The organism is Phyllobacterium sp. CL33Tsu (genome assembly GCF_900113985.1).
In the GTDB taxonomy this organism is placed as follows: domain Bacteria; phylum Pseudomonadota; class Alphaproteobacteria; order Rhizobiales; family Rhizobiaceae; genus Phyllobacterium; species Phyllobacterium pellucidum.
The window spans coordinates 1-26,701 of the sequence record NZ_FORJ01000007.1 but is presented as its reverse complement, the minus strand read 5'-3'; the positions used below and the strand labels follow the sequence as shown (position 1 = coordinate 26,701).

General features: G+C 58.9%; 24 protein-coding genes, 1 tRNA gene, 1 rRNA gene and 1 riboswitch. Of the genes, 7 read left to right on the top strand and 19 right to left on the bottom strand.

The window, feature by feature from the left end; all coding sequences use genetic code 11:
- Nucleotides 1–3: 3 nt before the first annotated feature.
- Both BM074_RS19850 and BM074_RS19845 read right to left on the bottom strand, forming a co-directional pair.
- A complete protein-coding gene (locus BM074_RS19850; protein ID WP_027232974.1) occupies nt 4–1,419 on the bottom strand; it encodes an HlyD family type I secretion periplasmic adaptor subunit in 1,416 nt (471 codons plus the stop codon).
- Complete coding sequence (locus BM074_RS19845) at nt 1,419–3,188, bottom strand: type I secretion system permease/ATPase (protein WP_091924537.1); 1,770 nt, start codon at nt 3,186–3,188, stop codon at nt 1,419–1,421. The genes BM074_RS19850 and BM074_RS19845 overlap by 1 nt, the downstream gene beginning before the upstream one ends.
- Nucleotides 3,189–3,386: 198 nt before the next feature.
- On the opposite strand from BM074_RS19845, the gene BM074_RS19840 reads away from it, so the two are divergent.
- A complete protein-coding gene (locus BM074_RS19840; RefSeq protein ID WP_162737162.1) occupies nt 3,387–3,956 on the top strand; it encodes a MarR family transcriptional regulator in 570 nt (189 codons plus the stop codon).
- Nucleotides 3,957–4,027: 71 nt separating this feature from the next.
- Nucleotides 4,028–5,248, top strand: a complete 1,221-nt coding sequence (locus BM074_RS19835) for a glycosyltransferase family 4 protein (protein WP_091924531.1) — start codon at nt 4,028–4,030, stop codon at nt 5,246–5,248.
- Between the two features lie 5 nt (nt 5,249–5,253).
- Here BM074_RS19835 and BM074_RS19830 read toward each other — a convergent pair whose 3' ends face one another.
- The 9 genes from BM074_RS19830 to BM074_RS19790 all read right to left on the bottom strand — a co-directional run bounded on the left by BM074_RS19830 (nt 5,254) and on the right by BM074_RS19790 (nt 14,462).
- The gene (locus BM074_RS19830) at nt 5,254–6,417 is read right to left on the bottom strand and encodes a TrbL/VirB6 family protein (protein ID WP_091924528.1); all 1,164 of its coding nucleotides are present in this window, start codon (nt 6,415–6,417) and stop codon (nt 5,254–5,256) included.
- A gap of 198 nt (nt 6,418–6,615) precedes the next feature.
- On the bottom strand, nt 6,616–9,042 hold the full coding sequence (locus BM074_RS19825) for a VirB4 family type IV secretion/conjugal transfer ATPase (protein WP_175499084.1): 2,427 nt from the start codon (nt 9,040–9,042) through the stop codon (nt 6,616–6,618).
- Nucleotides 9,042–9,341 carry a VirB3 family type IV secretion system protein gene (locus tag BM074_RS19820; protein ID WP_027232980.1) on the bottom strand — a complete coding sequence of 100 codons (300 nt, stop codon included), beginning with the start codon at nt 9,339–9,341 and terminating at the stop codon, nt 9,042–9,044. The genes BM074_RS19825 and BM074_RS19820 overlap by 1 nt, the downstream gene beginning before the upstream one ends.
- Before the next feature lie 149 nt (nt 9,342–9,490).
- A complete protein-coding gene (locus BM074_RS19815; protein ID WP_027232981.1) occupies nt 9,491–9,790 on the bottom strand; it encodes a TrbC/VirB2 family type IV secretion system protein in 300 nt (99 codons plus the stop codon).
- A gap of 5 nt (nt 9,791–9,795) precedes the next feature.
- Complete coding sequence (locus BM074_RS19810) at nt 9,796–10,467, bottom strand: lytic transglycosylase domain-containing protein (protein ID WP_091924522.1); 672 nt, start codon at nt 10,465–10,467, stop codon at nt 9,796–9,798.
- On the bottom strand, nt 10,464–11,561 hold the full coding sequence (virB11, locus tag BM074_RS19805; RefSeq protein WP_091924519.1) for a P-type DNA transfer ATPase VirB11: 1,098 nt from the start codon (nt 11,559–11,561) through the stop codon (nt 10,464–10,466). Before virB11 ends, BM074_RS19810 begins: the two co-directional genes overlap by 4 nt.
- A gap of 33 nt (nt 11,562–11,594) precedes the next feature.
- Entirely contained in the window at nt 11,595–12,929 is a 1,335-nt protein-coding gene (locus BM074_RS19800) for a TrbI/VirB10 family protein (protein ID WP_091924517.1), read from the bottom strand.
- A gap of 4 nt (nt 12,930–12,933) precedes the next feature.
- Entirely contained in the window at nt 12,934–13,740 is an 807-nt protein-coding gene (gene virB9 / locus BM074_RS19795; protein ID WP_091924514.1) for a P-type conjugative transfer protein VirB9, read from the bottom strand.
- Complete coding sequence (locus tag BM074_RS19790) at nt 13,740–14,462, bottom strand: VirB8 family type IV secretion system protein (protein ID WP_091924512.1); 723 nt, start codon at nt 14,460–14,462, stop codon at nt 13,740–13,742. The genes virB9 and BM074_RS19790 overlap by 1 nt, the downstream gene beginning before the upstream one ends.
- 440 nt (nt 14,463–14,902) lie before the next feature.
- Between BM074_RS19790 and BM074_RS19785 the strand changes: the two genes are divergently transcribed.
- From BM074_RS19785 to BM074_RS19770, 3 genes are all read left to right on the top strand, one after another.
- A complete protein-coding gene (locus BM074_RS19785) occupies nt 14,903–16,138 on the top strand; it encodes an adenylate/guanylate cyclase domain-containing protein (RefSeq protein WP_091924879.1) in 1,236 nt (411 codons plus the stop codon).
- A gap of 44 nt (nt 16,139–16,182) precedes the next feature.
- A complete protein-coding gene (locus BM074_RS19780) occupies nt 16,183–16,500 on the top strand; it encodes a barstar family protein (protein WP_091924510.1) in 318 nt (105 codons plus the stop codon).
- A gap of 495 nt (nt 16,501–16,995) precedes the next feature.
- Nucleotides 16,996–17,298, top strand: a complete 303-nt coding sequence (locus tag BM074_RS19770) for a hypothetical protein (protein ID WP_091924481.1) — start codon at nt 16,996–16,998, stop codon at nt 17,296–17,298.
- A 98-nt stretch (nt 17,299–17,396) separates the two neighbouring features.
- On the opposite strand, the gene BM074_RS23520 is transcribed toward BM074_RS19770, so the two are convergent.
- Together BM074_RS23520 and BM074_RS23515 are read right to left on the bottom strand one after the other, a co-directional pair.
- Nucleotides 17,397–17,546: a hypothetical protein gene (locus BM074_RS23520; RefSeq protein ID WP_175499079.1), complete on the bottom strand. Its 150-nt coding sequence runs from the start codon at nt 17,544–17,546 to the stop codon at nt 17,397–17,399.
- 72 nt (nt 17,547–17,618) lie between these two features.
- On the bottom strand, nt 17,619–17,774 hold the full coding sequence (locus tag BM074_RS23515) for a helix-turn-helix domain-containing protein (protein ID WP_175499078.1): 156 nt from the start codon (nt 17,772–17,774) through the stop codon (nt 17,619–17,621).
- Between the two features lie 416 nt (nt 17,775–18,190).
- Here BM074_RS23515 and BM074_RS19760 point away from each other — a divergent pair, with 416 nt between their 5' ends.
- Nucleotides 18,191–19,246 carry a GSU2403 family nucleotidyltransferase fold protein gene (locus BM074_RS19760; RefSeq protein WP_091924479.1) on the top strand — a complete coding sequence of 352 codons (1,056 nt, stop codon included), beginning with the start codon at nt 18,191–18,193 and terminating at the stop codon, nt 19,244–19,246.
- A 53-nt stretch (nt 19,247–19,299) separates the two neighbouring features.
- On the opposite strand, the gene gcvP is transcribed toward BM074_RS19760, so the two are convergent.
- The 4 genes from gcvP to BM074_RS19740 all read right to left on the bottom strand — a co-directional run bounded on the left by gcvP (nt 19,300) and on the right by BM074_RS19740 (nt 25,294).
- Nucleotides 19,300–22,101: an aminomethyl-transferring glycine dehydrogenase gene (gene gcvP, locus BM074_RS19755; protein WP_091924478.1), complete on the bottom strand. Its 2,802-nt coding sequence runs from the start codon at nt 22,099–22,101 to the stop codon at nt 19,300–19,302.
- Between the two features lie 5 nt (nt 22,102–22,106).
- Nucleotides 22,107–22,475: a glycine cleavage system protein GcvH gene (gene gcvH, locus BM074_RS19750; RefSeq protein ID WP_027232989.1), complete on the bottom strand. Its 369-nt coding sequence runs from the start codon at nt 22,473–22,475 to the stop codon at nt 22,107–22,109.
- A gap of 5 nt (nt 22,476–22,480) precedes the next feature.
- On the bottom strand, nt 22,481–23,599 hold the full coding sequence (gene gcvT, locus BM074_RS19745; RefSeq protein WP_091924476.1) for a glycine cleavage system aminomethyltransferase GcvT: 1,119 nt from the start codon (nt 23,597–23,599) through the stop codon (nt 22,481–22,483).
- A gap of 154 nt (nt 23,600–23,753) precedes the next feature.
- Nucleotides 23,754–23,851: riboswitch (glycine riboswitch) on the bottom strand.
- Nucleotides 23,852–24,247: 396 nt separating this feature from the next.
- Nucleotides 24,248–25,294 (bottom strand): adenylate/guanylate cyclase domain-containing protein, encoded by a 1,047-nt coding sequence (locus tag BM074_RS19740; RefSeq protein WP_175499077.1) that lies wholly within the window; start codon nt 25,292–25,294, stop codon nt 24,248–24,250.
- Nucleotides 25,295–25,387: 93 nt separating this feature from the next.
- On the opposite strand from BM074_RS19740, the gene BM074_RS19735 reads away from it, so the two are divergent.
- The gene (locus BM074_RS19735; RefSeq protein ID WP_091924474.1) at nt 25,388–26,326 is read left to right on the top strand and encodes a threonine/serine dehydratase; all 939 of its coding nucleotides are present in this window, start codon (nt 25,388–25,390) and stop codon (nt 26,324–26,326) included.
- A gap of 69 nt (nt 26,327–26,395) precedes the next feature.
- On the opposite strand, the gene BM074_RS19730 is transcribed toward BM074_RS19735, so the two are convergent.
- Both BM074_RS19730 and rrf read right to left on the bottom strand, forming a co-directional pair.
- Nucleotides 26,396–26,472, bottom strand: a tRNA-Met gene (locus tag BM074_RS19730).
- A gap of 137 nt (nt 26,473–26,609) precedes the next feature.
- Nucleotides 26,610–26,701, bottom strand: a 5S ribosomal RNA gene (rrf, locus tag BM074_RS19725); the annotation flags it as partial.

Below are 26,701 nucleotides of genomic sequence, written 5' to 3'. Positions count from 1 at the left end.
CCCTTAGTCCTCGCGGAACGCCCTATTAAAGCTGTCGGCAATCGGAGAGGTTATGTACTCGATGGCCTTACGCGACTTGTGGACGATGACGACCTCGGCGGGCATGCCGGGATAGAGCTTCACCTGCGGATTGGCCGCAAGCGATTGCGGCGTGATTTCGGCGCGCGCGACAAAGTAGGCAGCGTCCGTCTTTTCGTCGACGAGCTGGTCGGCGGCAAGATAGGTGATTTTTCCGTCCAGTGGAGCCTGGGCACGCTGGTTGTAGGCCGTGAGCCGAACTTGAGCCGGAGAGCCGACCGTCACGCTATCGATATCGCGCGGGCCGATCTTCATCTCGACGACGAGCGGCTCGTTTTCCGGCACGATATCAAGGAGCGGCTCGCCGGCAGCGACGACGCCGCCAGGCGTGCGCAATCGGATATTGGCAACGATACCTGCCTGAGGCGACTTGATCTCTACGCGGCGCATTACATCCTTCGCCGCAACGATGCGTTCTTCGACATCAGCGAGTTCGACCTGGCTCGTGGTTATTTCGCCGGCGATCTCCGCCTGCATGTCGCTTTCTATGCCGGTGAGCGCAAATTCTGCGCCGGCCTTGGCCTGTTCCGCCTTGGCCTTGTCACCCGCATACTCGCCGCGATCCCCCGCAAGCTCGCTGAGACGCGTGTCGATCTCGATGAGTTTCGAGCGCTGGGCAAATCCCTTGGCGACCAGACTTGCAATGGCCTTGCGCTGTTCGTCGATCAGTTCGATCTGCCGATCGGTCGCCCTGGTCTGGACGTCGAGCGCCTTTGCCTGTTCCGTATATTGCTCGATCGTCTTCTTCTGAATATCGATCTTGCTCTCTTTTTGCGTCTGGCGCTTGGTGAAGAAGACCTGCTCGGCCTTCTTTGCACTGTCGGCGGAAATATCGCCCACCTCGCCGAAATTGGCAGGGAACGTAATTTCGGTGTTGCCGGCTTGTTCGGCGCGCAGGCGTGCAAGCTTGGCGATAAGACCGACGCGGCGGCTCTGCAGCGACTGCAGATCCGAGCGTGCGCGCGTATCATCGAGCCTGATCAGCGGCTGGCCGACTTTTACCTCATCGCCTTCCTGCACAAGAACGCGGTCCAGTATGCCACCCTCGAGGTGGCTCACCGTCTTGCGCTTCGAATCGACGATGACGCTGCCAATGGCCACCGCGGCACTGCCGAGTTCGGCCGAATAGGCCCAGCCGAAGAAGCCGCCGAAGGCTATGGTAATGGTCAGGACCCCTGCGATAATCAGCCGTCGCAGCGGCGGGTGGTCGGAATCATGTTCGAGTTCCGTATACCAGACAGGTCTGGCGATCGGCCGGTGCGCCGCGAGTTGACTGCCGACCGTTTTCATCGGAAGCGAAGCGTCGGCGCGAGCCGGCAAATTCTTCTTGATCTTGTCAATCATGCTCCGGCAGCCCCCATCTTCGAATTGACCGGCGTAATCGATGCGACCACATCCGTACGCGGCCCGAACTGGGTGATCCGGCCGTTTTCAAGAACCAGAAGTTTGTCGGCCACCTGCATGATTGTCGGTCGATGCGCGATCATGATGACGATGGCGCCATCGTCACGCGCTTGTTCGATCGCCCGCATTAGCGCTCGCTCGCCGACCGAATCGAGATTGGCGTTTGGTTCATCGAGAACGATCAGCCTCGGGTTGTTATAAAGGCAACGGGCAAGGCCGATGCGCTGCCGCTGTCCGCCCGAAAGCGTCAGGCGGCCATCGCCGACCGGCGTGTCATAGCCGAGCGGCAGACGCCCGATCATCTCATGCACGTCAGCAAGGCGAGCCGCCTCAAGCACGCGCTGCGGCTCGCTGTCGGTCATGCGGGCGATGTTGTCGCGAATCGTTCCTTCAAGGAGCGCGACAGATTGCGGTAGATAACCGGCGATCTCGCCAAAGGAGCCGCGCTCCCAGAGATAAACATTGTTGCCGTCGAGGAAGACGCCGCCGGCAGTCGGCCGCACGATACCGATGAGCAAGCGCGCCAGAGTGGACTTGCCGGCCGCCGAAGGTCCGACAATGCCGAGCACTTCGCCCGGGGAAAGCGAGAAGGAAATGCCCTTGATGATCGGCACGTCGACACCCGGCGCGGCATAGACGAGCTTGTCGATGACAAGATCACCGTGGGGGCGCGGGGTCGGCATCGTCTGCCGCACCGCAAGATTCTGCGACAGCAGCGACTGAATGCGTTGCCAGTTGCCGACGGCCTGCACCCAAAGGCGCCAGTTATCGACGACATGATCGAAGGGGAGCAGCAACCGTCCGACGAGAATACTGGCGGCGATCATCGCACCCGGCGTAATCTGGCGATCCATTGCGAGGAGCGTACCTGCGGCGAGCACGGCGATCTGGACCATGAAGCGCATGGTGCGGGCGATTGTCGCCATGGCACGGCTGCGGCTGCCGCCGAGATCGAGCAGGCCGATCGCATTCATCTGCAGCGAACGCCAGCGGCGGGCGAGGGCGGGCAACATGCCCATGGCCTCAATTACTTCGGCATGGCGGAGCGTGGAGCCGATCTTTGAAATGGCTTCGATATTGGCCTGGTTTGCATCCTTGACGAGGCTGCGCGTCATAAGATCGGTGATGACGCCGCAGCAGACGAGGACAATCACAGCGATGACGCCGATGATGCCGTAGACCGGGTGCATAAGGAAAAGGGCAGCGAGGAAAATCGGCGACCAGGCCGCATCAAGCGGCGCACTGACCGCCGAAGAGGTCAAAAAGCTGCGCAATTCTGTCAGATCACGGAGTGATTGCGTCGCCTTCGGCAGGCCCTGGTCGATCGAAGCCTCGACCGCAGCCGATAGAACCGGAAGGTTCAGCCGGCGCACAAGCGCGCTGCCCATCGCCTGGAAGGACATGGCGCGAATGAACTCAAGAACACCGAAAACGATAAGAGCGCTCACCGCCAGGATGGTGAGCATGACGAGCGTGTCCTTGCTCTGGCTGTTCAGGACCCTGTCATGCACCTGTAGCATGTACAAGGGTACTGTAAGTTGCAAAAGGCTGATGCAGGCACTGAGCAGAGCGGCATAAAGCAGGCCCGCCATGAATATCCTACGGGCCCGTAAAACCAGCGCTTTTGGCTCGGCGTTCGCCGCCGAAAGCGCTTTTTTACGAGCATGGCTCTTGCCATTTGGATTGATTTGACGAGTATCTGTCATATGTGATCTGCCTTGGAAATGACACAGCCTTTGGTTAGCCCTGGGGCGTCAGTCTAATGCAATAGACTTATAGAGTATTACTGCAGAGAATGTGACAGAAAAAAGTTCTTTTGGTGGGGAAATCAACGAGGGAGACCCGAAAACATACTTGTAACTTACTTCAAAATTTGAAGTAAAATTGACTAGGAGAGAAGGATGATACAAAAACTTCTACACGAAGGAGTGGAAGTCGAAACATCTATCGACGGCTTCGCGGCCGCCGATTTCCCTGAAATATCAGCCGACAACAAGAAGGCGAAGCCCGCAAACCATGCGGTTGTCGTCACACATTTCGAACTGGCGCGCATGATAGAACGCGTCAATCGTCGCTTCGCTGGCGTGCTGCGCAATGAGATGACGAAACTCGGAATCGAAGACGTGGGGCCGGCTCAGGCGATGGTTCTTTTGGCGATAGGGGATGTCGAACTTTCGGTTGGAGAACTCCTGGATCGCGGCCACTATGTCGGTTCCAATATCTCATACTATTTGAAGCAGCTGGCTGACGGGGGCTATATCGACAGGGTTGCTTCGCAGCGGGACAAGCGCTCGGCGCGTATCAGACTGACTGAAAAGGGTGAGCAATTATGTGCCGATCTGCGCAACGCAGGCGGAACCTACAACCGATTGCTCGCACGGGACGCAGAAGACCTCCGCAACCTGGAAATCGCCTTCCAAACCTTGCATCGACTCGAACTGGTTTGGGGCAATGCCACGCGTTACGGACTATGATTTGCCCTTGAGCGATCCCAACCAAACGTCAGGCAACCATCGCTGTTCCTCTTCGGGCCGATTCTGACGTCATGCATGTGGCATTCGTTCATCGACGTGGATTCGGGCAGTTTGCGGCATTGGCCTCCCACCTTGCCGAAACTGGGCACGATGTCAGCCTGATCAGTGAATCTGTCGACCGGCGTATTCCATCGGTCCGCGTCATTCGGCATCGTGTCGAACCCGGTCCCCGGGCCGACAGCCAGATGGCGCGGCACCTCGGCATCCCGGATCACCATGTCCGCATCGGCCATCGCGTCGCGGAAACCCTCGACGCGATGGTTCGCCACGGCGAGCGGCCGGATATCGTCATCGGTCACATCGGCTGGGGTAGCATGATGTTCGTCAAGGATGTTATGCCGCAGGTTCCGGCCATCGGCTATTGCGAATTCTTCTATCGCTCTGAAGGCGCTGACGTCGGGTTTGCGCCTGACGAGGTTCCCGATCTCGATACCCGAAAGCGCTTGCGGCTGCGCAATGTGGCGCAGCTTCTCACGCTTGAGGCGATCGATGGCGGGGTGAGTCCGACCCGCTGGCAAAAGAGCCTTTATCCGGCGCCGACCCAACGGCGGATAGCCGTGTGCCATGAAGGCGTCGACACGCAGCGATTTCGTCCCGACCGCAATGCGACGCTGAAGTTTCCGGATGGGCGCGTGCTAAAACCCGGCGATCCGCCCATCGTCACATTCGTTTCGCGCGATCTCGAGCCCTACAGGGGATTTCCTCAGGCGCTCGCCGCGGCGGCAAAAGTCATCCGCAGCAATCCTGAGGCCATTTTCGTCTTTGTCGGTGGTGATGGCGTCAGCTATGGCGCCCCTCCGCCGGGAGGCGGTTCGTGGAAAGAGAAGCTCATGGCCGAGCACGATATCCCGGCGGACCGCATCGTCTTTACCGGCGCCATCTCGCACGATCTTTTGCGCAAGCTCTACCAGGTCTCGGCGGCGCATATCTATCTAACCTACCCCTTCGTCCTTTCCTGGTCGGTTATAGAAGCCATGTCATGCGGCGCGTTGATCATCGGTTCCGACACAGCACCCGTCCAGGAGGTGATCCGCTCGGGACAGAACGGTCTGCTCGTTCCCTTTTACGACACCGACGCACTCGCCGGCACGATCCTCGACGTTCTCAAGGCGCCGGAGAAATTCATGCCCTTGCGCGTCGCAGCGCGGCGCACCATCGAGCGCAATTTTAGGCTGATCGACTGCATCGGTCGGCAAAAGGCCCTGATCAATACGGTCTTGCAGGGCAACTGAGGCTGCTATCTATTCCTGGTCTGCCGGTTGATTGCGGCATTGCGGTCCTGAACGTCACGCAGGCTTGTATCCGCCGAACCACCGGCAATCTGGCCACCGCCCGAGCCATAAGCGCCGCCAGCCGGTCCGGCCATTCCGCCACCGCCGCGCCGGCCACCGCCCACCATGTTGGTAACGATGCGAACGACGCGATCGCTGCCGAAGGCATCGCTGATCCATTCCTGCGTGCTTGTCGCAATGCGCCCCGCAAAGGGCACGATCTGCGCCATGAGAAACACGCCAGCAAAACAGATCAGGACAAGAGGCGCCACGTCCTTGATCATCAGCGGCGTATCGGGATTGCTCACTGCCTTGAACAGCACCATGATGTTGGCGCGGACGCCGAGTATATAGAAGCTCAGGAAAGTGCTGAGGAATATCGGGACCAGCATGGCCTGGAGCGTCCCCGTCAGCCAGCCCGAGAAGAAACGCGACGGTATCTTGAACATCAGCAGGATGATGAAGATCGGTGCCAGCGCCAGCATGACCCATAGCGCCATTTTGGCGAACAGCATTAGGAACATCGCATAGCCGACGAAGAGCGCGGCGGAAATCCAGACAATTGCCGACTGCAATGAGGTCGTCAGCACTGTCTCGAGCGGGTTCGTCGGCGGCTTGCGCGCCGGCGTGGCAGGTTGGGCTCCCGGGACGGGCTTGCCGTCTGGCCCTAAAACTTCCGGAGCGGCGGCTTGCGACGCCGTCGCTTCCCGTTCGATCTTCACCGATTCCCGGACAGCAATCGAATAGATCGTCGAAATATCGGTTGCGACCGTGCCGACTGTCATCGCCTTGCCGGTATCCGGATTGACGATGTTGTTGAGCATCACATTGTTGCTGACAAAAAGCGGCGCCATGGTCACAACCTGATAGACCGCAACCTGGAACGGCCCCCAGCTGGTGGCAAGAAAGAAGATCACCGCGAGCCGAAGCATGCGGAAGGCAGCAGTAACGACATTCGTGTCGCCGCGCCCCTGCCAGAACTGAAAGCCCCAGAACACGAGGTAGAGTACCATCAGCCCGCTGAGCACCGGCGTCATATAGGCGGCGAGAACGCCGTAGGTGGTTGCCGTGAAACTCTTGCCGAGCGCATCAATGTTGGATGACAGGGCAGCAATGAAATTTGGCTCCATGCGGCCCGTCCTATAGTGGCTGCTGGACGATGATATTCGTCAGCGCTTCGTTGACCGGCAGCAGCGGCCCGCAGTCATCGACCGGTCCGAACGACAGCGCGGATGCGGGCAAATCACACGGAGTCTTCAATTTCTGCCGGCTCGCACAGCCTAAAGCAAGCAATGTGGCAAGCAGAATTACGCATACACAAGTTACTCTCACACCTTTACTCCTTGCCCGCAAAAGGCGGGCAACCATTGCTTGGGATCGTCGCCGAGCTTCTCCCTGAGGGCATTCAGTTCCAGTATTGTCTCCGCCCGTCCCGAAAGAACCTTGAGGAGGTCGTCCATTTCCGTCAGCCGCAGGCGGGCGATGACCGATTCCTGTCCGTGCTTGATCAGAAAGCAGCGGCTTGCCGGATCCGTCGACTTGATCCACTGCATTTCGCGCGCCGAGAGGCCGAGCCCACCGGCATGACTTTCGAGGTCGGCGCGTGGATTCGGGAAGAAAATATGCGTCGCACTCTGCTCGATCAGCGTATGGGCAATGTTCGAATTGACTATGTCCGACGTGCTTTGCGTGCCGAAGCCGATGATCCCGTTGAACTTTCGAATCGTCTTCATCTTGTCCCTGATGAAGGCCGCAAACACCGGGTCCTCCAAAAGCCGCCAGCCTTCATCGAGGAAGATCTGGATCGGCGTCCCGTCAAGGAGTTCGTCGAGCCGGTGGAAGATGTACATCAACGCTGCGCTGCGGGTCAGCGGATCGTCGAGGATCTTGGTCATGTCGAAGCCCGCGACGTCAGACCAGGTGAAGCGATCGACGGGATTGTTGAACAGCCAGCCGACCTGGTCCGGCCGCAGCCATTTTTCGAAGCGCGCCAGCAGATCGTTCTCGCCGGCGCGAATACGTCCTCGCAGCAGGGTGGCAAAGGCCGGCAATGATCTTCCCTCAGGGGTCGTCGTAAGAATCTGGGCGATTGCCGAGCGGATGACGCTTTCTTCGCTCGCGGGCAAGGGCTGTCCGTCGGGCCGGCGCAGCATCAGCGAAAACAGCTGGAACAGGAATTCACGATTGGGACCGGTATCGCTGAGCTGAAGGGGATTGAACCCGGTCGGCTCGCCCGGCTGCAGTATCTCGTAAGTGCCGCCAAGCGCACGGATGAAGATTTCGCCGCCGCGGTCCTTGTCGAAGAAGATGCAGCGGGGTGTCGGCTTGATGCGCTGCGACTGTGCCATCAGGAAAGAGAGGGCAACGGTCTTGCCCGATCCCGACGGACCGACCATGGTGAAATTGCCGAGGTCACGCACGTGGAAATTGAAGAAATAGGCGCTCTGGCTGGTTGTCTCCAGAAGCGAGATAGCGCTGCCCCAATGGTTGCCGTCGCGCTTGCCGCCGGGGAAATTATGCAAGGAAAGGAACCCGGCAAAATTCTTCGACGAGATCATCGCCGAGCGCGCCTGATAGGAGAAGTTCCCCGGAAGCTGCGCCCAGAATGCCGCCTCGCAGTTCAGATCTTCCCGCAACCAGATGATGGACTGGTCCGTGAGCGTCGCGCCGACCGAACGAATGCAGCGGTCGAGTTCGGCCTTGTCGTTGCCGAGGCACATAATCGACAGATGGTGCTCGCCATAGATGGAACGCGAGCTCAAAAGTTCGTCTCGCGCGCCGACAAGCTGGTTACCGATGATGGAGCCGGCTTCGTCAGCCATGGCAATCTGGCGTGAAACGCGCTCGATCTGGTTCTGCGCCACCGGCTTGTCGATGATGGAAAAACTTTGGCTGACGATGAATTCGTGCGGCACCTTCAACAGGCCATCAAGGAGGAGGGGGCCCGTATAGGAAGGATATTCGCGCACCGACAGCATGGCGCCGAGGCGGGAATCGGCAGGCGGCGTCGCGCCGACGAACTCGACGGCATTGCGGCCGAAATGCAGGCGCTTCATCGCCAGCGCGCCGTCGAGCGGCATGCGCGGCAGACGCATCTTGACCGGCTCGATCCCGTTCAAAATCTGGACGAGGAATTCGAGCGGCTCGGAATAGAAAACGCCGGGTTCCGTCTCGCGGATGCCGAGGAGCTTGACCTGATAATCCTGCAGGACCTCGCGCACACCGAGGACGGCATCGCGCAGTTCACGCAGTTCCTCTGCCTCTCCCTGCCGCGCGCCCTTGGGTTGGCCTTTGCCGCCGCGCGCAAAAATGCCCTTGGCAATCGTTTCAATCATGCCGACCTGGCCGCGCAGCGGCCGCCGGACGATGGTGATGTACATCTCGTTGACGAACATGCGCCGCTGCTCGAGCTGCGCCATATAGCGGCGGTTCAATTCGTCGGCAAAGGGGTTGGTGAACTCGCCATCGAGCTTCGGTTCGAGCCGCCGGCGGATCATGTGGCCATAGACCGCATACCGGCTGTTGCCGAGCGTGCGCAGGATGGTGTTGCGGCCTTCGAGCTTGCCGTTGATCTGCGCCATATCGGCGGTTTCGAAGCAGAAGCCCTCGACCTTGAGCACGCTCAGGAGCAGGCCGTCCTTCGTGCGCAAGGTGGTATCGTCCACATGGCGCGTATAGGGCACGTGCGCGGCGACGGAGCGTTCGCGCGTCGCCTGGGCGCCGTAGCGCATTTCCTTGCGGACAGCGCGCGACATCATGTCGGATCTCCCGGCGCGTAGCTTTTGACACCCCAGAGGGTGGTGGACTGCGGCGGTGTCTTGGCGGCCTTGACCCGCAAAATGTTGAATATCTGTTCGTCGCGCAGCGTCAGGAAATAGCCGAAACTGTGGATAGGGAGCACGAGGAAGAGCGTGAACAGGCTCTTCGTCGCCAGAAAGATGACCGCCGTCACTACCATATTGAACATGGCATACATATACGGCACGCCGAACAGGGTAGGTGCGCGCGTCAATGCCTTGACCAACGGGATCATGTCCGGCGCTTCCTCAGTCATCTCATACCCTTTCCGGCGAAGCCGGCCGCAATCGCAAATGCAGATCTAGCACGCTGCCGCCTGTCCACACCGAAGATGCGGACCTGCACATCCAACCTTGCTCTCGTCACGTTAAGTCTCCGATCGGACGGGCCGATCCTGCCCCGGTCCTAGTGGCCCAATGCGCCCTGAAAGAACGATACGATCTGTGTCGATCCAAAAACCAGGACGATGCCCATGATGACGGAGCCGGCAATGCCCCAGGTAAACCGGCCGGTCCAGGCAAGGAAGCCGCAGCTTATGACGGCAAGAATGGCCAGCATCGACGCGATCGGCCCCGTCAGAATGTTGATCATGGTCTGCAGAACAGACGATACCGGCTGCAGGCTGGACTGTGCGAAGGCTTCGCCGGCAAAAAATGTAAGTGACAGAGCCAATGCAGCCCCGGAAATGCGCAATCTATTAAACATTCTGACTACTCCACATGTAATACAAATCCTTGAGTCCATTCCTCCGGCTTGGCAGGTTGGCCCTCGTTCTTCTTGCCCGCCGTCCGCTTTTCGCCGTCGGACGCTGGCACTCCAAGCGGCTTCCATCCGTAGAGATCGGTGAGAATGGCCGAGACATAGCGAACGGTTTCGGGATAGAGCGGTATGCCGCGATCTTGGTCGACGGCGCCCTCACCGGCATTATAGGCGGCGAGCACGTAAAGCGGATTCTGATAGCGCTTCTGCAGGAAGCGCAGGTACCGTACCGCGCCGCGGACATTGTCTTCCGGGTCGCAGATATCGACGCTGAAGCGCTTCGCCGTGGCAGGCATCAGCTGCATCAGCCCCACGGCGCCCGCGCTCGAAACGGCATTCATGCGAAAGCCGCTTTCCTGCCTTGCAATGGCGAGGAGGAAGTCGAGGTCAAACGCTTCTTCGTCCGCTATTTTGCGGATGATGATTTCGCCCTGTTTTGCATCCGGCACCTTGCTGAAATCGCAACCGGCAGGTTTCGCGGCAATCGTCGCACTGGGCGGATTGACCGGCGCCGCATCCTCGATGACCGTCACCTTGACAGGCGCATCTTCAGCCGGCGCGGCGCCCACCGAACCGATAGCCATCGCGGCGAAGGACGTCAGCAGGAGACTAATCCGGTTCATTGCTTGCGCCCCAGCGGAACGACGCCGGGCTCCTGCATCTTCGAGAAGTCGTTATAGGCAGCTGGTCTTTGCCGTCCGGAGCGCACGAACGGATCGTAAAAGATTTCGGTAACGACACCCGGCCGCCCATCGCGCCGGCCAAGCTGGACCACGAGCGGAACCGTCGCGCGCAACATCTCGACGATCTCGACCTTCGTAAGGCCAAGCCCGCCGCCGCTGCCCTGGATGACGAGCAATGCGAGGCGCGTATAGGCGGCGCTCGGCGAATTCGCGTGCACGGTCGATAGCGAACCGGGGTGGCCGGTATTAATAGCCTGCAGGAAGTCGATTGCCTCGCCGCCGCGGATTTCGCCGAGCAGCAGCCGATCCGGCCGCATGCGCAGCGATGCTTCAACCAGATGGCGCGGATCGACGCGGGCGACGTTCTGGTTGCCGCGCGTCGCAATAAGGCTGACGTGGTTTTCCTGCGGCGGCGTCAGTTCCGGCGTGTCTTCAATCGTGATCAGGCGTTCGTAATCCGGAATCTCCTGCATCAGCGCGTTAAGAAAGGTAGTCTTGCCCGAACCGGTACCACCCGAAATCAGCATCGATACGCGCCGGCACACGGCTTCGCGCAAGAAAGACTCGATGTTGCCGCGCGCGATCAGGTCGCAAAGCAGCGTTTCATCATCGGTCAATTGATAGGCACTGTCGGTGACAAGGGTCGAGCGAAGTGCCCCTGAGGCCGCATAATCGTCGAGGACGAGCTGGCGTGTCACCTGACGGCGAATGACGATAGCGCCGCCCTTTGGTGCAGCCGGCGGCAGCACCACCTGGACTCGCGCACCATCGGGCAGGGACGCCGAAAGAATCGGCTCTTCCTCGTTGATGAACTGGTGGCTTGCAGCGGCAACCCGCTCAGCCATGAACCGCATCCGCTCCGCTGTCAGCTCGGGCATGACGTAGCGCATCATGCCCGGCTGACCTACCCGTTCGACGAAGGCGATTCCCGGTTCATTGATGCAGATTTCGACGACATCGGGAGACTGCAGAAAGCCGCGCAGCGGTGCGAAGGCGAGATCGATGAGATCGGAGAGCGAGGCAGCGTAACTCATCGCAGACCCCCTCCGAGCCTGACTTGAATACGGTCAGTATTTGCCATCCCAGCCTCGCCCACGTTTGAGTTCCTTGAGCTTCTCCTGAACGGGATCGGGATAAAGTTCGGAAAAATCGAGATCGCGCCGCACAAAGATCGCAACAGGTGTGCCCTGGTTGATGCTGATCGTCGGCTTGATGTTCATCGTGCTTTTGAGAACCTCTTGCCCGACCTGCGCCAGCCCCTGGGCAGCGGCGCCAAGTGCCTTGTTGCCAAGGTCTTGTCCGACATTGTTGTCTGGATAGATGGTGTTGACGGTCGTCTTGCCCGTAATCGGATCGGTAATCTGCGTCGTGATCGGACCGGTGTTGTAGCTGGTGCGCGAACCTGTGTCCGCGAACGCCTGCGCGCCAAGGCTGAGAAAGCTCAATACAAAGGCCGAACCATACTTGGCGAGGTAGTGATTATTGACATCGCCGGCCGAGCCGGAGACGCCAAGTTCATCCGTGCCGATGGAGCCAAGGTTGAGCGACACGCCATCGGCGCGAAGCAGCCGGTTCCACACGATAAAGGCGCGCTTCTGGTTCTGCTCGACCCCCGCATTATATTCGCCGATCATGCGCGAACCCGAGGGGATGAGCACGCGGCGTCCATCGAAGGACCACACATCCTCCGTCGTTACGGCGCGCACCATGCCAGGCAGGTCGGTCTGCACCGCCGTTTCGAGGACACCGCGGATCATCGTGCCTTGCGGCACCAGCGCGTCGATGCGCTTGGTTTGCTCAGCCGTCGCGACTTCCACAGGCTTGGCGGCCAAAGCGGAGAGGAACTGGTTGTTCGGGTTGGTGTCCTGGAAGGTTGCGGCGCTCTTTTCCTTTTCCGCCTGTTCCGGAGTCTTGCCTGCCTGCGCCAAGGGGTCGACCTGGCCTCCGGTCTCGGTCACGACCATGGGCGAACGGTAGCGCTCCCATCTCTTCTGGTCGTTTTCGGATTCGCGTGCCAGCCGTTCGGCCTCGAGTGCCTTGCGCTCTTCGGCGAGGCGGCGCGCCTCTTCCTCGGCAGCCTGCTTTGCCCGCTCGAGTTCGGCGTCCGTCGCCGAGCCCCCCATCGGCTGTGTCGGCGCCGTCGCCGGTGCTTCCGGCTCCGGCGGCGGCACGTTCAGCTGCACTTTTCCGGGAGGTGCGAGGAATTCCTCGTTCTCATTCGATTCCACATTGTCCGGCGCCTTCGGCTGCGCCAACCAGAAGGGCATCGCCAGAAGGGGAATCGAAACCATGCCAAAAAGCACGACGATGGCAGCCTTGCTCAAGCCGCGCTTCGGCTCCGATAGTTGCGATTGCGCGCTTTCCTCGAGTTCGACGCTTTGATGATAATTGGGATCAGGCATGGCGTTACCTCATCCGCTCATTGGAAGAGGTGGTCCTGGCCGCAACGGCCGATCCACCGATCTTCTGCATGTTGAAAAGGCACAGCGCGAGGTCGCCGCGCCGCAGTATCCACTGCCTGGCGATCTTGTCGACGACCAGATAATCGCCTTCGCGGCGGAAGTTGGCCAAAATTTCCCGTTTGCCGCCTTCGACAATGAAGATCGAGGGAATGTCGCCGTCAAACTTGAACCAGGTCTTCACCCCATCGTCGAAGGCGTAGGTCGGCTTCAACTCGCCGTCGCCGCGGAACTGGTAGTTCGTATTGGAATTCTCGAACTGGAAATTGGCGCGGTTGGGTTCGGAGACAAGGCGCTGCGCTTCCGCCAGCAGTCGCGAATCCGCCTCCTCGTCCGGATAGCGGAACTTGACCAGATAGGTCTGGTCGCCTTCAGATTCGGCATGGGCCCGCAGGATGAATGTGTAGACATGCTTGTCGCTGACGACGTTCATGTTCGTCGTCGTCTTGGCCTCGACGGGCTTCAGGAAGATGATGTTGCCACGCTTGTTGGGCTCGATCTTCCAGGACAGGCTGTCACCCACCGCCACCGTTTCGATCTTCTCGGTATCGCCGAGGACGATCATCGTCGAGACGCCGTGGGTTGCATCGACCGAGACGACATTGGCGGGATTGTAGTTGACGGTGCGTACACGCGCATCGGCCTGACCGCGCTTCGGCGCAATTTCGGCGAGGACCGGGCTTGCGGCGAGAACCCCGGCGCAAACGAGCGGCGCAATCAATTGTAATCGGCGAACGGAGAACAGCGTCATCATCAATGCCCCTGTTCCGATGCCGGCACGCTTTCCTGATCGCGCCGGTAGTCCTGGATCTGAAAGCCGAGCGGATTGTCGAACCGCCACTCATTGGTCATCGGTTCGCGCGAATAGCGGAAATGCATGAGCGCCACCCAATGCTCTTCGGGCCCGGTATCCTGACCTATGCGCTGGGTGGAAAAACGCACGATGGCGGTTTTGTTGTTAGGTATCTGGATCGACTTGATGGTCGGAAGCACACGGGTTTGGCGGCCAAACCGATTGACAGGGTTTGTCGGGCTGGAGGGACCGTAGAGGTTGAGAAGATCCCGCTGCGCATCCCCGGTCGAAAGGAGTTGCGCCAGATCGAAATTGTCCTGAACGGAAGCAGGATCATAGGTTTCACGCGCCTTGACGTAGCGAACCACATTCATCCGGGTGATCGCTTCCGACTGCGTCAGGTCGCCCTCGGCGAGCGGCCGTTTGATCTCCATGAAGCCCGTCGTCTTGTCGACCTCGATGACATAAGGCTCGAAGCTTTTCAGCGGCAGGAGCAGGGCAAGGCAGGCCATGGCGAGGCCGGCGAGCAAGGCGCTGAACCCAGCGACGATCCAGGCAACACGCCTTGACCGCTTCACCGTACGAATAACGTCGTTTTCCCAGCGCACCGCTTCGCTGAAATAACGTGAGTCGAGACCTTTGTCCGGCGTCAGGGTCGCCGTGTCGCCGCCACGCTCAACCATTGGAACACAGCAACGCGAAAGAATGAACGCAAAGAGAAAATGCCGAACTCAAAATCAACCCGCCTGAAATAAATTGCAATATATTGCCAACGTTAAATTCGGTTCACTAAAAAGAAAAGCAAAAGTCGTCCATCGCCTTGCTTTTTTGATTCAAGCAAGATTTATCAACACTCGGATTCGTTGTATTCTCTAAATTATGCCACGTTATGCGTGTATTTAGTTGCGGGTCCTGTGTCAATGAGACTTTAGTACTATTCCACATCCATGACATGCTGATAGAAATGATTTTTTCCATGTATTATGAATGACTTGGAGCATTTCGCAACAGTCAGTGGATTTCTCAATCCCAAGCGCCGACGGGCACTTGCCGCTGAGAATTCTTGGTCAAATGTGCACGTCGTGCTACCTCTTTTATCAGTTGCAGCATGGGTGAAGAAACCGTGACCGAAGCCGAAATCGTTGAAATCGAAACCTGGCTCAATGCCCAAGGCATCTGCGGTGCAACCGAAACCGATCTCATGAACGGGTTCTGCGATCGATGCGTTGCATTGGGCATCAAGCTCGAACGCGGCAATACATTCGTCGATACGCTTCATCCGATCTATGAGGGGAGAGTGTTTCTCTGGCGGCGCGAGGGCGAACTGGAGCGCACCGTCATCGAGTATGGCTCGTCGCAAAGCGGCGAGAGCGCCGAGAATTGGCAGGCATCGACTTTCTATCATTTGCTGGAGATCGGCGAGGTCGAAATGCGGCACAGGCTGACAGCCGACGAAGCACCATCGTTTCGCCAACTTGCCTCGATGCGAGACGAGGGCTGCACAGACTATTTTGCAATGATCGTGCCGTTTTCGAAGCAGGGCAGCATCGGCGAAATGGATGGATTCTATTCGTCCTGGGCCTCCGATCACGCCGAGGGTTTCAGCGATCCGGACATCATCGCCCTGCGAAGGCTGGTAAGCAGTCTTGCACTCGCGATGAAATGCGCTTCGCTGACGCGAATCGTCAGGACGCTGGCAGAGGTTTACCTTGGCCACGACGCCGCCAAGCGGGTCCTTGCCGGCCGCATCAATCGTGGCGCCGCCGATCGAATCGAGGCCGTGCTCTGGTATTCGGATCTTCGTGATTACACGCGCATATCCGACGCTGCCGCGCCCGACGCCATCATTCCCATGCTCAACGATTATGCAGAGGCCGTAATATCGTCGATCCAGGAGATGGGCGGCGACGTGCTGAAACTGATCGGTGACGGTACGCTCGCGATCTTTACCGACGGCGATTCCGCCGACGCAGCCACAGCGGCCTTGAAGGCCCAGGCGCTCCTGCGCAAGAAACTGACCGTTCTCAACCGGCAACGGGTCGAAGCCGGACAACCCGCGACCAATGTCTACCTCGGCCTGCATATTGGCGAAGTGTTCTTCGGCAATATCGGCAGTGACACGCGACTTGACTTCACGGTGGTCGGGCCCGCTGTAAACGAGGTCAGCCGTATCGCTTCTATGTGCCGGTCCGTCGACCAGGAGATCCTGATTTCGGAGCGCTATGCTGCGACGCTGCCGGATGCATTCCGCTTGAAACTGGTCTGCGTCGGCCGCTTCGCGTTGCGCGGGGTAGGGCGCGCCCAGGAACTGTTCACGATCGACCCCGCGATCATCCAGAAGGCCATGGCGTCGGTGTAAAGTTTTAAACATCATTTATTTAGACAGTTGGAAAGTATTTTGACATGAACGATTATCAACGTACCGCCCTTATTGATTGCACCGGAATTTACACGATTGAGGAATTCTTCCAACGTTACCTTGATTCGACAAACCCCAGATTCTCGGCAAATTTCGGACGCAACCTTGATGCCTTATGGGACGCGATCGAGGGCGGCGGCCCCGGCTGCCCGGTGGATTTTGATCATCTTCATTTCATCAATCTGCAGCAATTCGTTGATGAATTGGGTGGCCCTGATTCTCCCTGGTACCAAGCGCTTCGGAGGGTCGCCAGAGATGCCACGCACGTTAAGGTGACCCTCAGTCTGGGCGGCACAAGCTGAATTGTGAGTTCTCGCTGAAGCGCCGGTCGTCGAGGTGATTTGAGGGTAGTTGCGTCGAAGCGGCTGATTCAGGGGTGATTTCTTTGGTAGAATAAGCCATTGCAAAGTCGCACTTTAAAATCAGGAACCCCTGAACGTACCCCTGCAGGATAAGCAGAATTTGAACAATGATTTGCTTGCTATCACTGGATGACCAAAACAGCATTTTTCGATCGTGGAAACTGCGTATCGTGCGGGATGTGGCGCTACAACGAGCCGATAAGATGGTTGCTCTAGCTGAAAAATACGGGCCACCATACCGATCATTGTTAGGGATAGAACGCTACAGCCAACGTCGCGCGACTATAAGTGCTGGTTGGATTTGCTCGGTGCTGGGCCATCACCAAGAAAGGCGTCCTAAACCCAAACCTAGGGTCAGCAGAGGACATAGGCTGTTCTCGCTTGCATCATCCCCCGAACGCAATAGAATCGCCTCAGTTCGGCTTGGAACGGGATATGAGTAACCACATTGCAGATGATCATCCAGATAATCAAGCTGCGGCATCGCAATTGCAAACAATCGGCCATTTCAATGATGAAGAGTTTTATGGATATCAATTAGTTGAAGACAACGGCGTCGAGATTGAAAGGGCAGCCCGACTATTCGGATACGTTGGAGGAGAAATTAAGATTATTGGAATTTTCGGGAAATTTCATGGTGCGGTCTGCTTGGCATATGATTCGGATCATCTGTCCTACGAAGATGCGCGCGATGTCCTATTGACCTACATCAGCACAGCACGCGATGATGAAATTTGAGTGTTATCGTGATATTCATTATCTATGTTGATACGACTATAGCCACCAAGTGGCCATTTTGATCAAGCACTGGCTTGACAAGAAGCTTAAGTTCGAGCCTAGCGCCACACGCTCAGAACCGCTTCCTGCTCGAACCATTTCTTCCGAGAGACTTCGACGCCGCCTTCCAGCTTCAGACGGCCGGCAACCTGCTCGGGCGACCAGCCATGGGGAATCCGCTCGATAATCGCCTCGCGCAGTTGCGGCACCCGTGCCAGCTTGCGGCGATTGCCCCCGCCGATCCCTTGTCTTCGTGTTTGCTACCAGAGCGTAATAGCCCGTCAGTCCCGCATCTCGGGATGGTCAAAAGCGTTGCGCTTCAGTTCGCGAAAGATCGTAGAACGATGCCGTCCAAGTTTCTCGACAATAATATCGACACTGATCTTCGCCGAGCGCCAGCGTTCGATCTTACGGCGTTCGTCGGGGGTGATTTGCAAGTAGGTGCGCCGCAGCGGTGATTCATGGTGATTCCTTTGCCCTTGTTATCTCTCGCAAGTCGCACTTCAAATTAGAACCCACTCCCGGCTACACACGATTGCGGCGTAAGATATCTTATGGAACTCCGATGTTCGCCAGATCGATACTTCAAAGTTTTGGAAACCGGAATATCTGTTGATGGCGAACTCTTCAATGTCGTGGCTGTGGGGCGGTCTCCGTTCACCGCCGCTGGGGAGTTATACTTTGCGCGAAGGAACGCCTGTTGGGGGGCCTGCGAGTCAGTTTTCGTTGGATTATCCCTTTTCAACTGCATTTTATATGGCAAAGGGATAATCCTATCTAATATCGCTTTATAACATCGCCAAATCGCGATATTATCCCCAATACGACGCATTTCTCGTTCTCATGGGATAAGATGAATAATTTCAACGAATTATCGCCCGATCAGATTCGCCAGCTTGTGAATACCGAACAGGTTTATGAATCCTATGAGGCGAGTTCGAAGGAATACGAGCAGCGCTTTTCCGGTTCCATGTCGTGGAAGACGAGCACAAACGGCAAGGAATACCTCTACAAGAAATCCGGCGGCATCTGGAAATCACTTGGTCCGCGTTCCACGGAAACCGAAACAACATTCGGCCAGTTTCACGCCGGTCGCGAGAACTCGAAGGAGCGCGTCGGCAGCCTCGCGCAGCGTCTCGATGAACTTGCTCCGGTCAACCGCGCCATGTCGCTCGGACGCGTACCGCAACTGACGGCCCGCATCATCCGCGCACTGGACAAGCTCGGGCTGATCGGCACCGCCATTGACATCGTCGGAACCAACGCCCTCTTCGTCTACGAGCGCCTTGCGGGGGTACATGTCACGAGCGGCCTTCTCTCGACGCAAGACGTTGATCTCCTCATGGACTCGAGATTCAGCCTGCGCTTGATCGGCAGGACCTTTTCGCAGAAAGGCCTGATCGGAATCCTGCAAAAAGTTGACCATTCCTTCGCACCACTGGCGAAGAACAGCTACAGGGCAGCCAACCGCGACGGCTTTCTCGTCGATCTGATCAAGCCGACGCCGAAGAACATCATGTCGGGGGGCGGCAGGTCAGGATTCAGCTCGGACGACGAAGACCTGCGCGCCGTTGAAATCGAAGGGCTTGCCTGGCTCGTCAACAGTCCCAAGGTTTCGGCCGTCGTGATTGACCAACGCGGCTATCCGCTCACCTTTTCCTGTCCGGATCCCCGAGCCTTCGCCCTTCATAAATTGTGGCTGTCGCGTCGTGCGGACCGCGATGCTGCCAAACGCTCGCGTGACGGCATGCAAGCCCGGGTTGTTGCCGAACTCATCCGCACGCGGTTGCCACACCTTCATTTCGGTTCCGAGGACCTTCGGGCCATGCCGGCGGCGCTCCGCCGGCTTGCCGAAGAATTCAACGTTTCAGATAGTGCCGACGAAGGCCGTCTCACGCCCAATTGGTAAGACAACGGCGCAACACGAAGCGCCCCCTCCCCAAGGATAAGGAGGCGCTTGGCTTAGCTATAGGCCTGCATCGGCGGACATGAGCAGACGAGGTTGCGATCTCCCGCCACGTTGTCGATGCGCGAGACCGGTGGCCAATATTTCGGGTTCTCGTCGCTCGGTCCGGCCGGCAGGCTCGCCTCGCTCCGGCTATAGGGATACGCCCAATCGTCGGCCAGAACATCGTCTGCCGGATGCGGTGCGTTGACCAGTGGATTGTCGTCCTTCGGCCAAGCGCCGCTCGCAACCTTTGCCGCTTCACCGGCGATCGCGATCATGGCATCGCAGAACCTGTCGATCTCGCGTTTCGATTCCGATTCCGTCGGCTCAACCATCAGTGTCCCCGGAATTGGCCAGGACATGGTCGGCGCATGGAAGCCGTAGTCGATGAGCCGTTTTGCGATGTCTTCGACGGTCACCCCGGCGCTCTCCTTCAGCACCCTTGTATCAAGGATGCATTCATGCGCGACGCGGCCATTGCGGCCCTTGAACAGCACCGGATAGTGGTTCTCGAGCCGGCCTGCAATATAGTTGGCATTTAGGATTGCCATTTCCGTCGCGCGCTTCAGGCCGTTTGCGCCCATCATCCGGATGTACATCCAGGTGATTGGCAAGATCGATGCGCTGCCGAAGGGCGCGGCTGAAACAGCGTGGCCCGTATCGAGCTGGACATGCCCCGGCAGGAAGGGAGCAAGGTGGCTCTTGACACCAATCGGGCCAACGCCCGGTCCGCCGCCGCCATGGGGAATGCAGAAGGTCTTGTGCAGGTTCATATGGCATACGTCCGCGCCGATATCACCGGGACGCGCCAGCCCGACGAGGGCATTGAGATTGGCGCCGTCGAAATAGACCTGCCCGCCATGTGCATGAATGATGGCGCAGATGTCCTTGACACCCTCCTCGAAGACGCCATGCGTCGAGGGATAGGTGATCATCAGTGCCGCCAGATTGGCACCATGCAGTTCCGCCTTGGCCTTCAGGTCGTCGAGGTCGATGTCGCCCGCTTCCTCGCAGGCGACGACAACGACGCGCATTCCCGCCATATGGGCGCTGGCGGGATTGGTGCCATGTGCCGATTCCGGAATGAGGCATATGTCGCGATGCGCATCGCCGCGATCGAGATGATAACGGCGAATGGCAAGGAGACCGGCATATTCGCCCTGACTGCCAGCATTCGGCTGCAGGGACACCGCATCGAAGCCCGTGATTTCCGCGAGCCATGTTTCGAGGTCATCCGTGAGCGCCTTATAGCCGAGCGCGTGATCGGCCGGGGCAAACGGGTGAACATTGGCGACGCTCTGCCAGCTCACCGGCAGCATCTCGGCCGCCGCATTGAGCTTCATCGTGCAGGAGCCGAGCGGGATCATGGCCCGGTCGAGCGCAAGATCCTTGTCGGCGAGGCGACGCAGGAACCGCATCATTTCCGTCTCGGAACGCTGCTGATGGAACACCTCCTGGGTCATGAACCCCTCTGCGCCGCGTTCGCTCGGCAGGCGTGTGTCCGTATCATCAGGCAAGATCGCGCCGAACAGGGCGGCGAGAGCCTGCAAATCCGCCTCGGTCGTGGTTTCGTCAAGCGTGAGGCCAAGCCGGTCCTGATCGATGATCCGAAGCAGGAGTCCTTCTTTTTCCGCAGTGGCAGCAATCTCCCCTGCCCTGCCCGGCACATCGACGGTAAGCGTGTCGAAGAAGCGCTTGCCGGCAAGCGCGATGCCTGCGGCCTCCATAGCAGCGGCAAGGCGGACCGCCTGGCTATGTACGCGCGAAGCAATCGCCTGCAGCCCCTGTGGTCCATGCCAGATGGCGAAGGAAACTGCCATGTTCGCCAGCAATGCCTGCGCCGTGCAGATGTTCGAAGTCGCCTTGTCGCGGCGGATGTGCTGTTCGCGGGTTTGCAGGGCAAGCCGGTAACCAGGGCGGCCCTTGCTGTCCACGGACTGGCCAACCAGCCTGCCCGGAATAAGACGCGTAAGTGCGTCCGCTACGGCGAGATAGGCGGCGTGCGGACCACCATAACCGACGGGCACGCCGAAGCGTTGCATCGATCCCGCGGCAATATCGGCGCCGAGCGATGCCGGAGGGGCGGTGATCGTCAATGCCAAAGGATCAGCGACCGCTATCACCAGAGCGCCGGATGCCTTTGCGTCCCGAATGGCGGTGGAATGATCCCTGTAGACGCCATATGTATCCGGCCATGGAACGATGATTGCTGCGACTTCAGCGTTGATCGCGCCGCCGTTGACGCTCATCCCGAGTGGCTCGGCGCGGGTGCGAACCACGTCGAGAATCTGGGGATGCACATCACCGGCCAGAACAACGCGGGTACGCTTCTCACGATGATGCCGGTAGGCGATGCCGACCGCCTCTGCCACGGCCGTCGCCTCGTCAAGCAAGGACGCCGACGCGACCGGTAAGCCGGTCAATTCGGTCACGAGGGTCTGGAAATGGAATAGAAGCTCCAGCCTGCCCTGACTTATTTCTGATTGGTACGGCGTATAGGCCGTGTACCAGGCAGGGTTTTCGAAAAGGTTGCGCTGGATAACCGCTGGCACATGCGTCCCGTGATAGCCTTGCCCGATGAAGCTCTTGTGGGTCTTGTTCTGCGCCATCTTAGCCGAAAGTTCAGCGAGCGCTTCGGCCTCATTCACTGCTTCGGGAATGTCGAGGGGACGCTCGAGCCGAATGGACTTCGGTACCGCCTGGGAGATGAGCGTTTCGAGGGAGGGAATGCCAACTGCCGCCAGCATGGCACGCGAGCCCTGAAGGCTTGGCCCGATGTGGCGGTCGGTGAACGGAAAGATGCCCTTGTTCTGCATGATAATCAGCCGATAATTGCTTTGTAGCCGGCTTCGTCGAGAAGGCCGGTCAATTGGTTGGTATCCGCAAGCTTCATTTTCCACAGCCAGCCATCGCCGGCCGCCGAAGAATTGACCAGGGCTGGGTCGCTGGCTGCCGCCTCATTGACCTCTGTCACTTCGCCGTCGACCGGCGCGTAGACGTCCGAAGCGGCCTTGACCGACTCGACGACGACGGCAGCATCGCCCTTTGCAAGCGTTTGCCCGACTTCCGGCAATTGCACGAAAACGAGATCGCCCAACTGGTCCTGCGCATGGTCGGTAATGCCGACTGTCGCAATCCCGTCTTCAACGCGCAGCCATTCATGATCTTCAGTGAAATAAGTGACAGCCATTTCAATTATCCTTTGTGGTAACGATGGGTAACGAAGGGAAGCGGGTGGACATGCAGCGCGATGCGGCTGCCGCGTATCTCAGCAAATACCTGTGAGTCAGTCGTTGCGAGTGCCTTCTCGACATAGCCGATGGCAACCGGGTGGCCCGCCGACGGACCATATCCACCCGAGGTAACGATGCCGACAGGGTTGCCGCCGGCATCGACAAGTGTCGCGCCGGATCTGACAGGTTGGCGCCCCTCGGGCTTCAGGCCGACGCGCTTGCGCCCTGACCCGGCGGCGAGCTTGGCCTGTAGCGCTTCAGATCCGATAAAGCCGCCCTGACCCCGGACTTGCTTCGATATGGCCCAGGTAAGCCCCGCATCGACCGGATCGATTTCCGGCGTAATGTCCTGGCCATGCAGGCATAGGCCGGCCTCGAGCCGCAGGCTGTCGCGCGCGGCGAGCCCAATCCATGTCACGCGGTCGTCCGCGAGAAGCTTGGCGACGAGTGCGCGGGCGTCCGCTTCCGGAAGGCCGATCTCAAAACCATCTTCGCCCGTATAACCCGAGCGGCTCATGAACCAGCCAGGCTGAGGCTCGTACCCGTGCATGAACTCAAGATCGGTGCCAGCAATGCTTGCCTTCTGCAAAACATCTGCGGCCTGCGGGCCCTGAATTGCCAGAAACACGCGGTCAAGGGCATTGATGCTGGCTTTGAAATCCTTGGCGAGGTCGCGCAGATGCGCCTCATCCACGGCGGCATTGCCGGCATTGGCGGCAACCACGAAGCGTTCGTCGCCGAGCCGCGTGACGATCAGGTCGTCGATAATCCCAGCCTGTTCATTGAGAAAGAAAGTATATTTTGACTGACCGGTCGCGAGCGAGCCCGCGTAGAGCGGACAGGCACGGGACAGGAGCGCCGCGGCACCCTTCCCGGCGATCTCGAAAAGCTGCATATGCGAGATATCGAACAAGCCCGCCTTTTCGCGCGTATGCAGATGTTCCTTCATTACGCCGAGCGGATAGGTGATCGGCATCGACCAGCCGGCAAAGCCGCCGAAGCGCGCATTTGCCGCTTCGTGCAGGTCGCCAAGTGGCAGCGATTTCAGTTCGTCGGTTTCAGGATTGACTTCAGCGCCCATTTTTACTCCAGAGACATGCAAAGACCTCCGCCACAGCGACGGAATGATGCTTTACCCCTCTGTCGGAAGCCTGAGAGACTCGCTCGCGGCGCCTTGGCACCGGCTGAACTTACACCTTCGGCGCGGGGTTTCCCCCGACTTTCCAGAGTTGCCTTATCGGCTTGCGGTTCCTGGTACCTGAGAGATTTCGGGCGATTTCCCCTTCGGTGGACCGGCGCATTCGCACACTGGCCACTCTCCCGCAAGCTGACAGGGCCTTGCCTTCTTGCAAATCACAAGGCCCTCGACGTTCCGAACATATCGCACCGCACATGGCCTGTCATCGCCCTAAAAGCAGATTTGACGCTTTACGGACAGAATTTGTCTATATGAGAACATTCAGCTTGGCCATGGCTTGACCAAGCTAGCCTCCCCGACTCTTTTACCGCTCAGGAAATAAAGGCCAGGATTCGAAGAAGGCCGCCGCTGAAGTGGCTTTGATTGTCGATGCATACATGGCCCCTTCCTAGGTACGAGCGTACGAGCAGAATGCCGAGGCCAACAGAGTGCTGCGCCAGCTGAGGGCGCACTGGCGATCAATCAAAACATGCCCTTGCAACGCTGGGTAGGCGCCTTGCAACTGCGGCCCGTGCGGAAAATATCGAGGTTCTAGGCCCGCTGCGCCACGAGTTTTGACTGCTTACCGCGCGGGCGCACAAGGGCCATGACGCCGAGGCTTTGGCCCTTTCCCCGAACCGCATGAGTACCGAGATTGTTGCTGCGAATACCGTCGGGCAGCGTCAGCCGCGCGGCAAGATCGCTTGAGATCAGCACCGGCGTGTTCAAACTGCGGCAAAGCTGTTCGAGCCGTGCCGTCGTGTTTACCGTATCGCCGAAATAGGTGATCTTGTGATGGTCCACCCCGATCTCGGCAGTAACCACCGGCCCACCATGCAAGGCGGCGCGCAGACGCGGCACGCGGCCGAATTCACTCAGCCACTTTTCCGAGTTTGCCTCGATTACATCGATGATGTCGAAGATACATGCGACGCAGTCGGCATTGCGCAGGCCCCGCTGCATCGGCCAGGTAATGATCGCAGCATCGCCAACATAGTCGTCGATGGTCCCGTTGTGCCGCCGGACGGGTCCTGCAAACGCGGCAAAGAGCGCGCCGAGGAACTGCTGCGCCCGCAGATCGCCGAACTCTTCGGCAAAGGTCGTCGAACCGACCAGATCGACGAAGAGAAAGATGCGCTCCTCCTCGATCGGTTTGCGATAGCGCCCGATCAGGAGGTTGGCAAAGATGTCGCGCCCGAGAAGCTCGCGTACACGCGAAACAAAGCTCAGGACCGCCAGAATGACAAGCGTGTAAATCCATATGCTTGTCGGCAGGATTGCCTCCTGCCACCAGGCACCGGGTATAAAGCCGAGGGCCCAGAGCAGGGTGCCGCAAACGAAGTAGCCCATACCGATGAGCAGGTAATTGGCAAGGAGCGAGCAAAAAATATAGCTCGGGGTCGGCAGCGCGTTCATCCGGTCGAAAAGTCGAGGGAACAGGTTTCCCCGTTCGAAGAGCAGCGGCGGAATGCAAAGGAACAGGGCGAAGACCGCGCCAATCGCCGATATTTTTCCGTTGTAGAAGTAGCCGTAGAACACGCCGCTGGCTGCTGCGGCCAGAAGACTGAAGATCCAAAAAACGATCGAATTTCTGTTCATTGCTCTTTCCATGGCCAAGATCATCATCGATAGGCCGTTGTCGTCGCTCGATCGATCTTGCTTTTGTGCCTAGCCGCGAAATATGGTGCGATCATGCCCATCGATATCACGCCTGAACGTATCACTGCTGTCGAAGAAATCATCCGGCCGCATATCCGGCACACGCCCGTGCTCAATGTGGATCTTGACGATTTCGGCATGGCCGCTTTCCCCATCGCGCTCAAACTCGAATGTTTGCAGCACTCGGGGTCATTCAAAGCGCGCGGGGCATTTACCAATCTTTTGACACGGCCGGTTCCCGCGGCCGGTGTCGTTGCCGCCTCCGGCGGCAATCATGGCGCGGCTGTCGCCTATGCCGCCATGCGGCTCGGCGTGCCGGCCACTATCTTCGTGCCAAGTGTCACCTCGCCGGCGAAGGCCGCGAAGATTCGCAGCTATGGTGCAAAGCTCGTGATCGGCGGCGAGCGCTACGCCAATGCCCTCGAGGCGAGCGAACGATTCGTTGCCGAGACCGATGCACTCGCCGTGCACGCCTATGATCAGGTCGAGACGCTGCTCGGCCAGGCGACGCTCGGGCGTGAAATCGAAGCGGACCTTCCGGAAACAACCACACTGCTGGTAGCCGTCGGAGGCGGTGGTCTCATTGGCGGTATCGCCTCATGGCTGCGCGGCCGCATCAAGATTGTTGCGGTCGAGCCTGAAAGCGCTCCAACCCTCAACCATGCGCTCGCGGCCGGTAAGCCCGTCGATGCTCCCGCCGGCGGGATCGCTGCCGATTCGCTGGCGCCGCGCCGCGTCGGCAATCTCATGTTTCCAATCGCGCAAGCCTTTGTCGGCACATCAGTGCTGGTAGCGGATGACGAGATCCGCAAGGCGCAGCAGGCGCTGTGGGACACTGTCCGGATCGTTGCCGAACCTGGCGGAGCTGCAGCGATGGCCGCCCTACTCTCGGGCCGCTATGTCCCTGAAAAAGATGAGCGTGTCGTCGTCCTCGTTTGTGGCTCCAACACGGCCGCTGTTGGCTTCGATTGAATTTGCCGCTTGAACGCACGCAAGCCCGGGGGATGCCGGGCTTTTGTGTGGGTTGTTGTTTTGTGATGTTGGTTGCGGGGACAGGATTTGAACCTGTGACCTTCAGGTTATGAGCCTGACGAGCTACCGGGCTGCTCCACCCCGCGTCAATTGTGTGTGCGGTATGCGCTTGCGCTTTCCTTTGTTGCGCGGGCTTGCGCTTGCATGGAAAGGGCCGTTTGGTGCGGCGCTTGTGTTTGTTGTTGTGTGTTTGTCGAGAAGCTTTGTTTGTTGCGTTTGGCAGACCTGGCAGCGACCTACTCTCCCGCGTCTTGAGACGAAGTACCATTGGCGCAGGGGCGTTTCACGGCCGAGTTCGGAATGGGATCGGGTGCG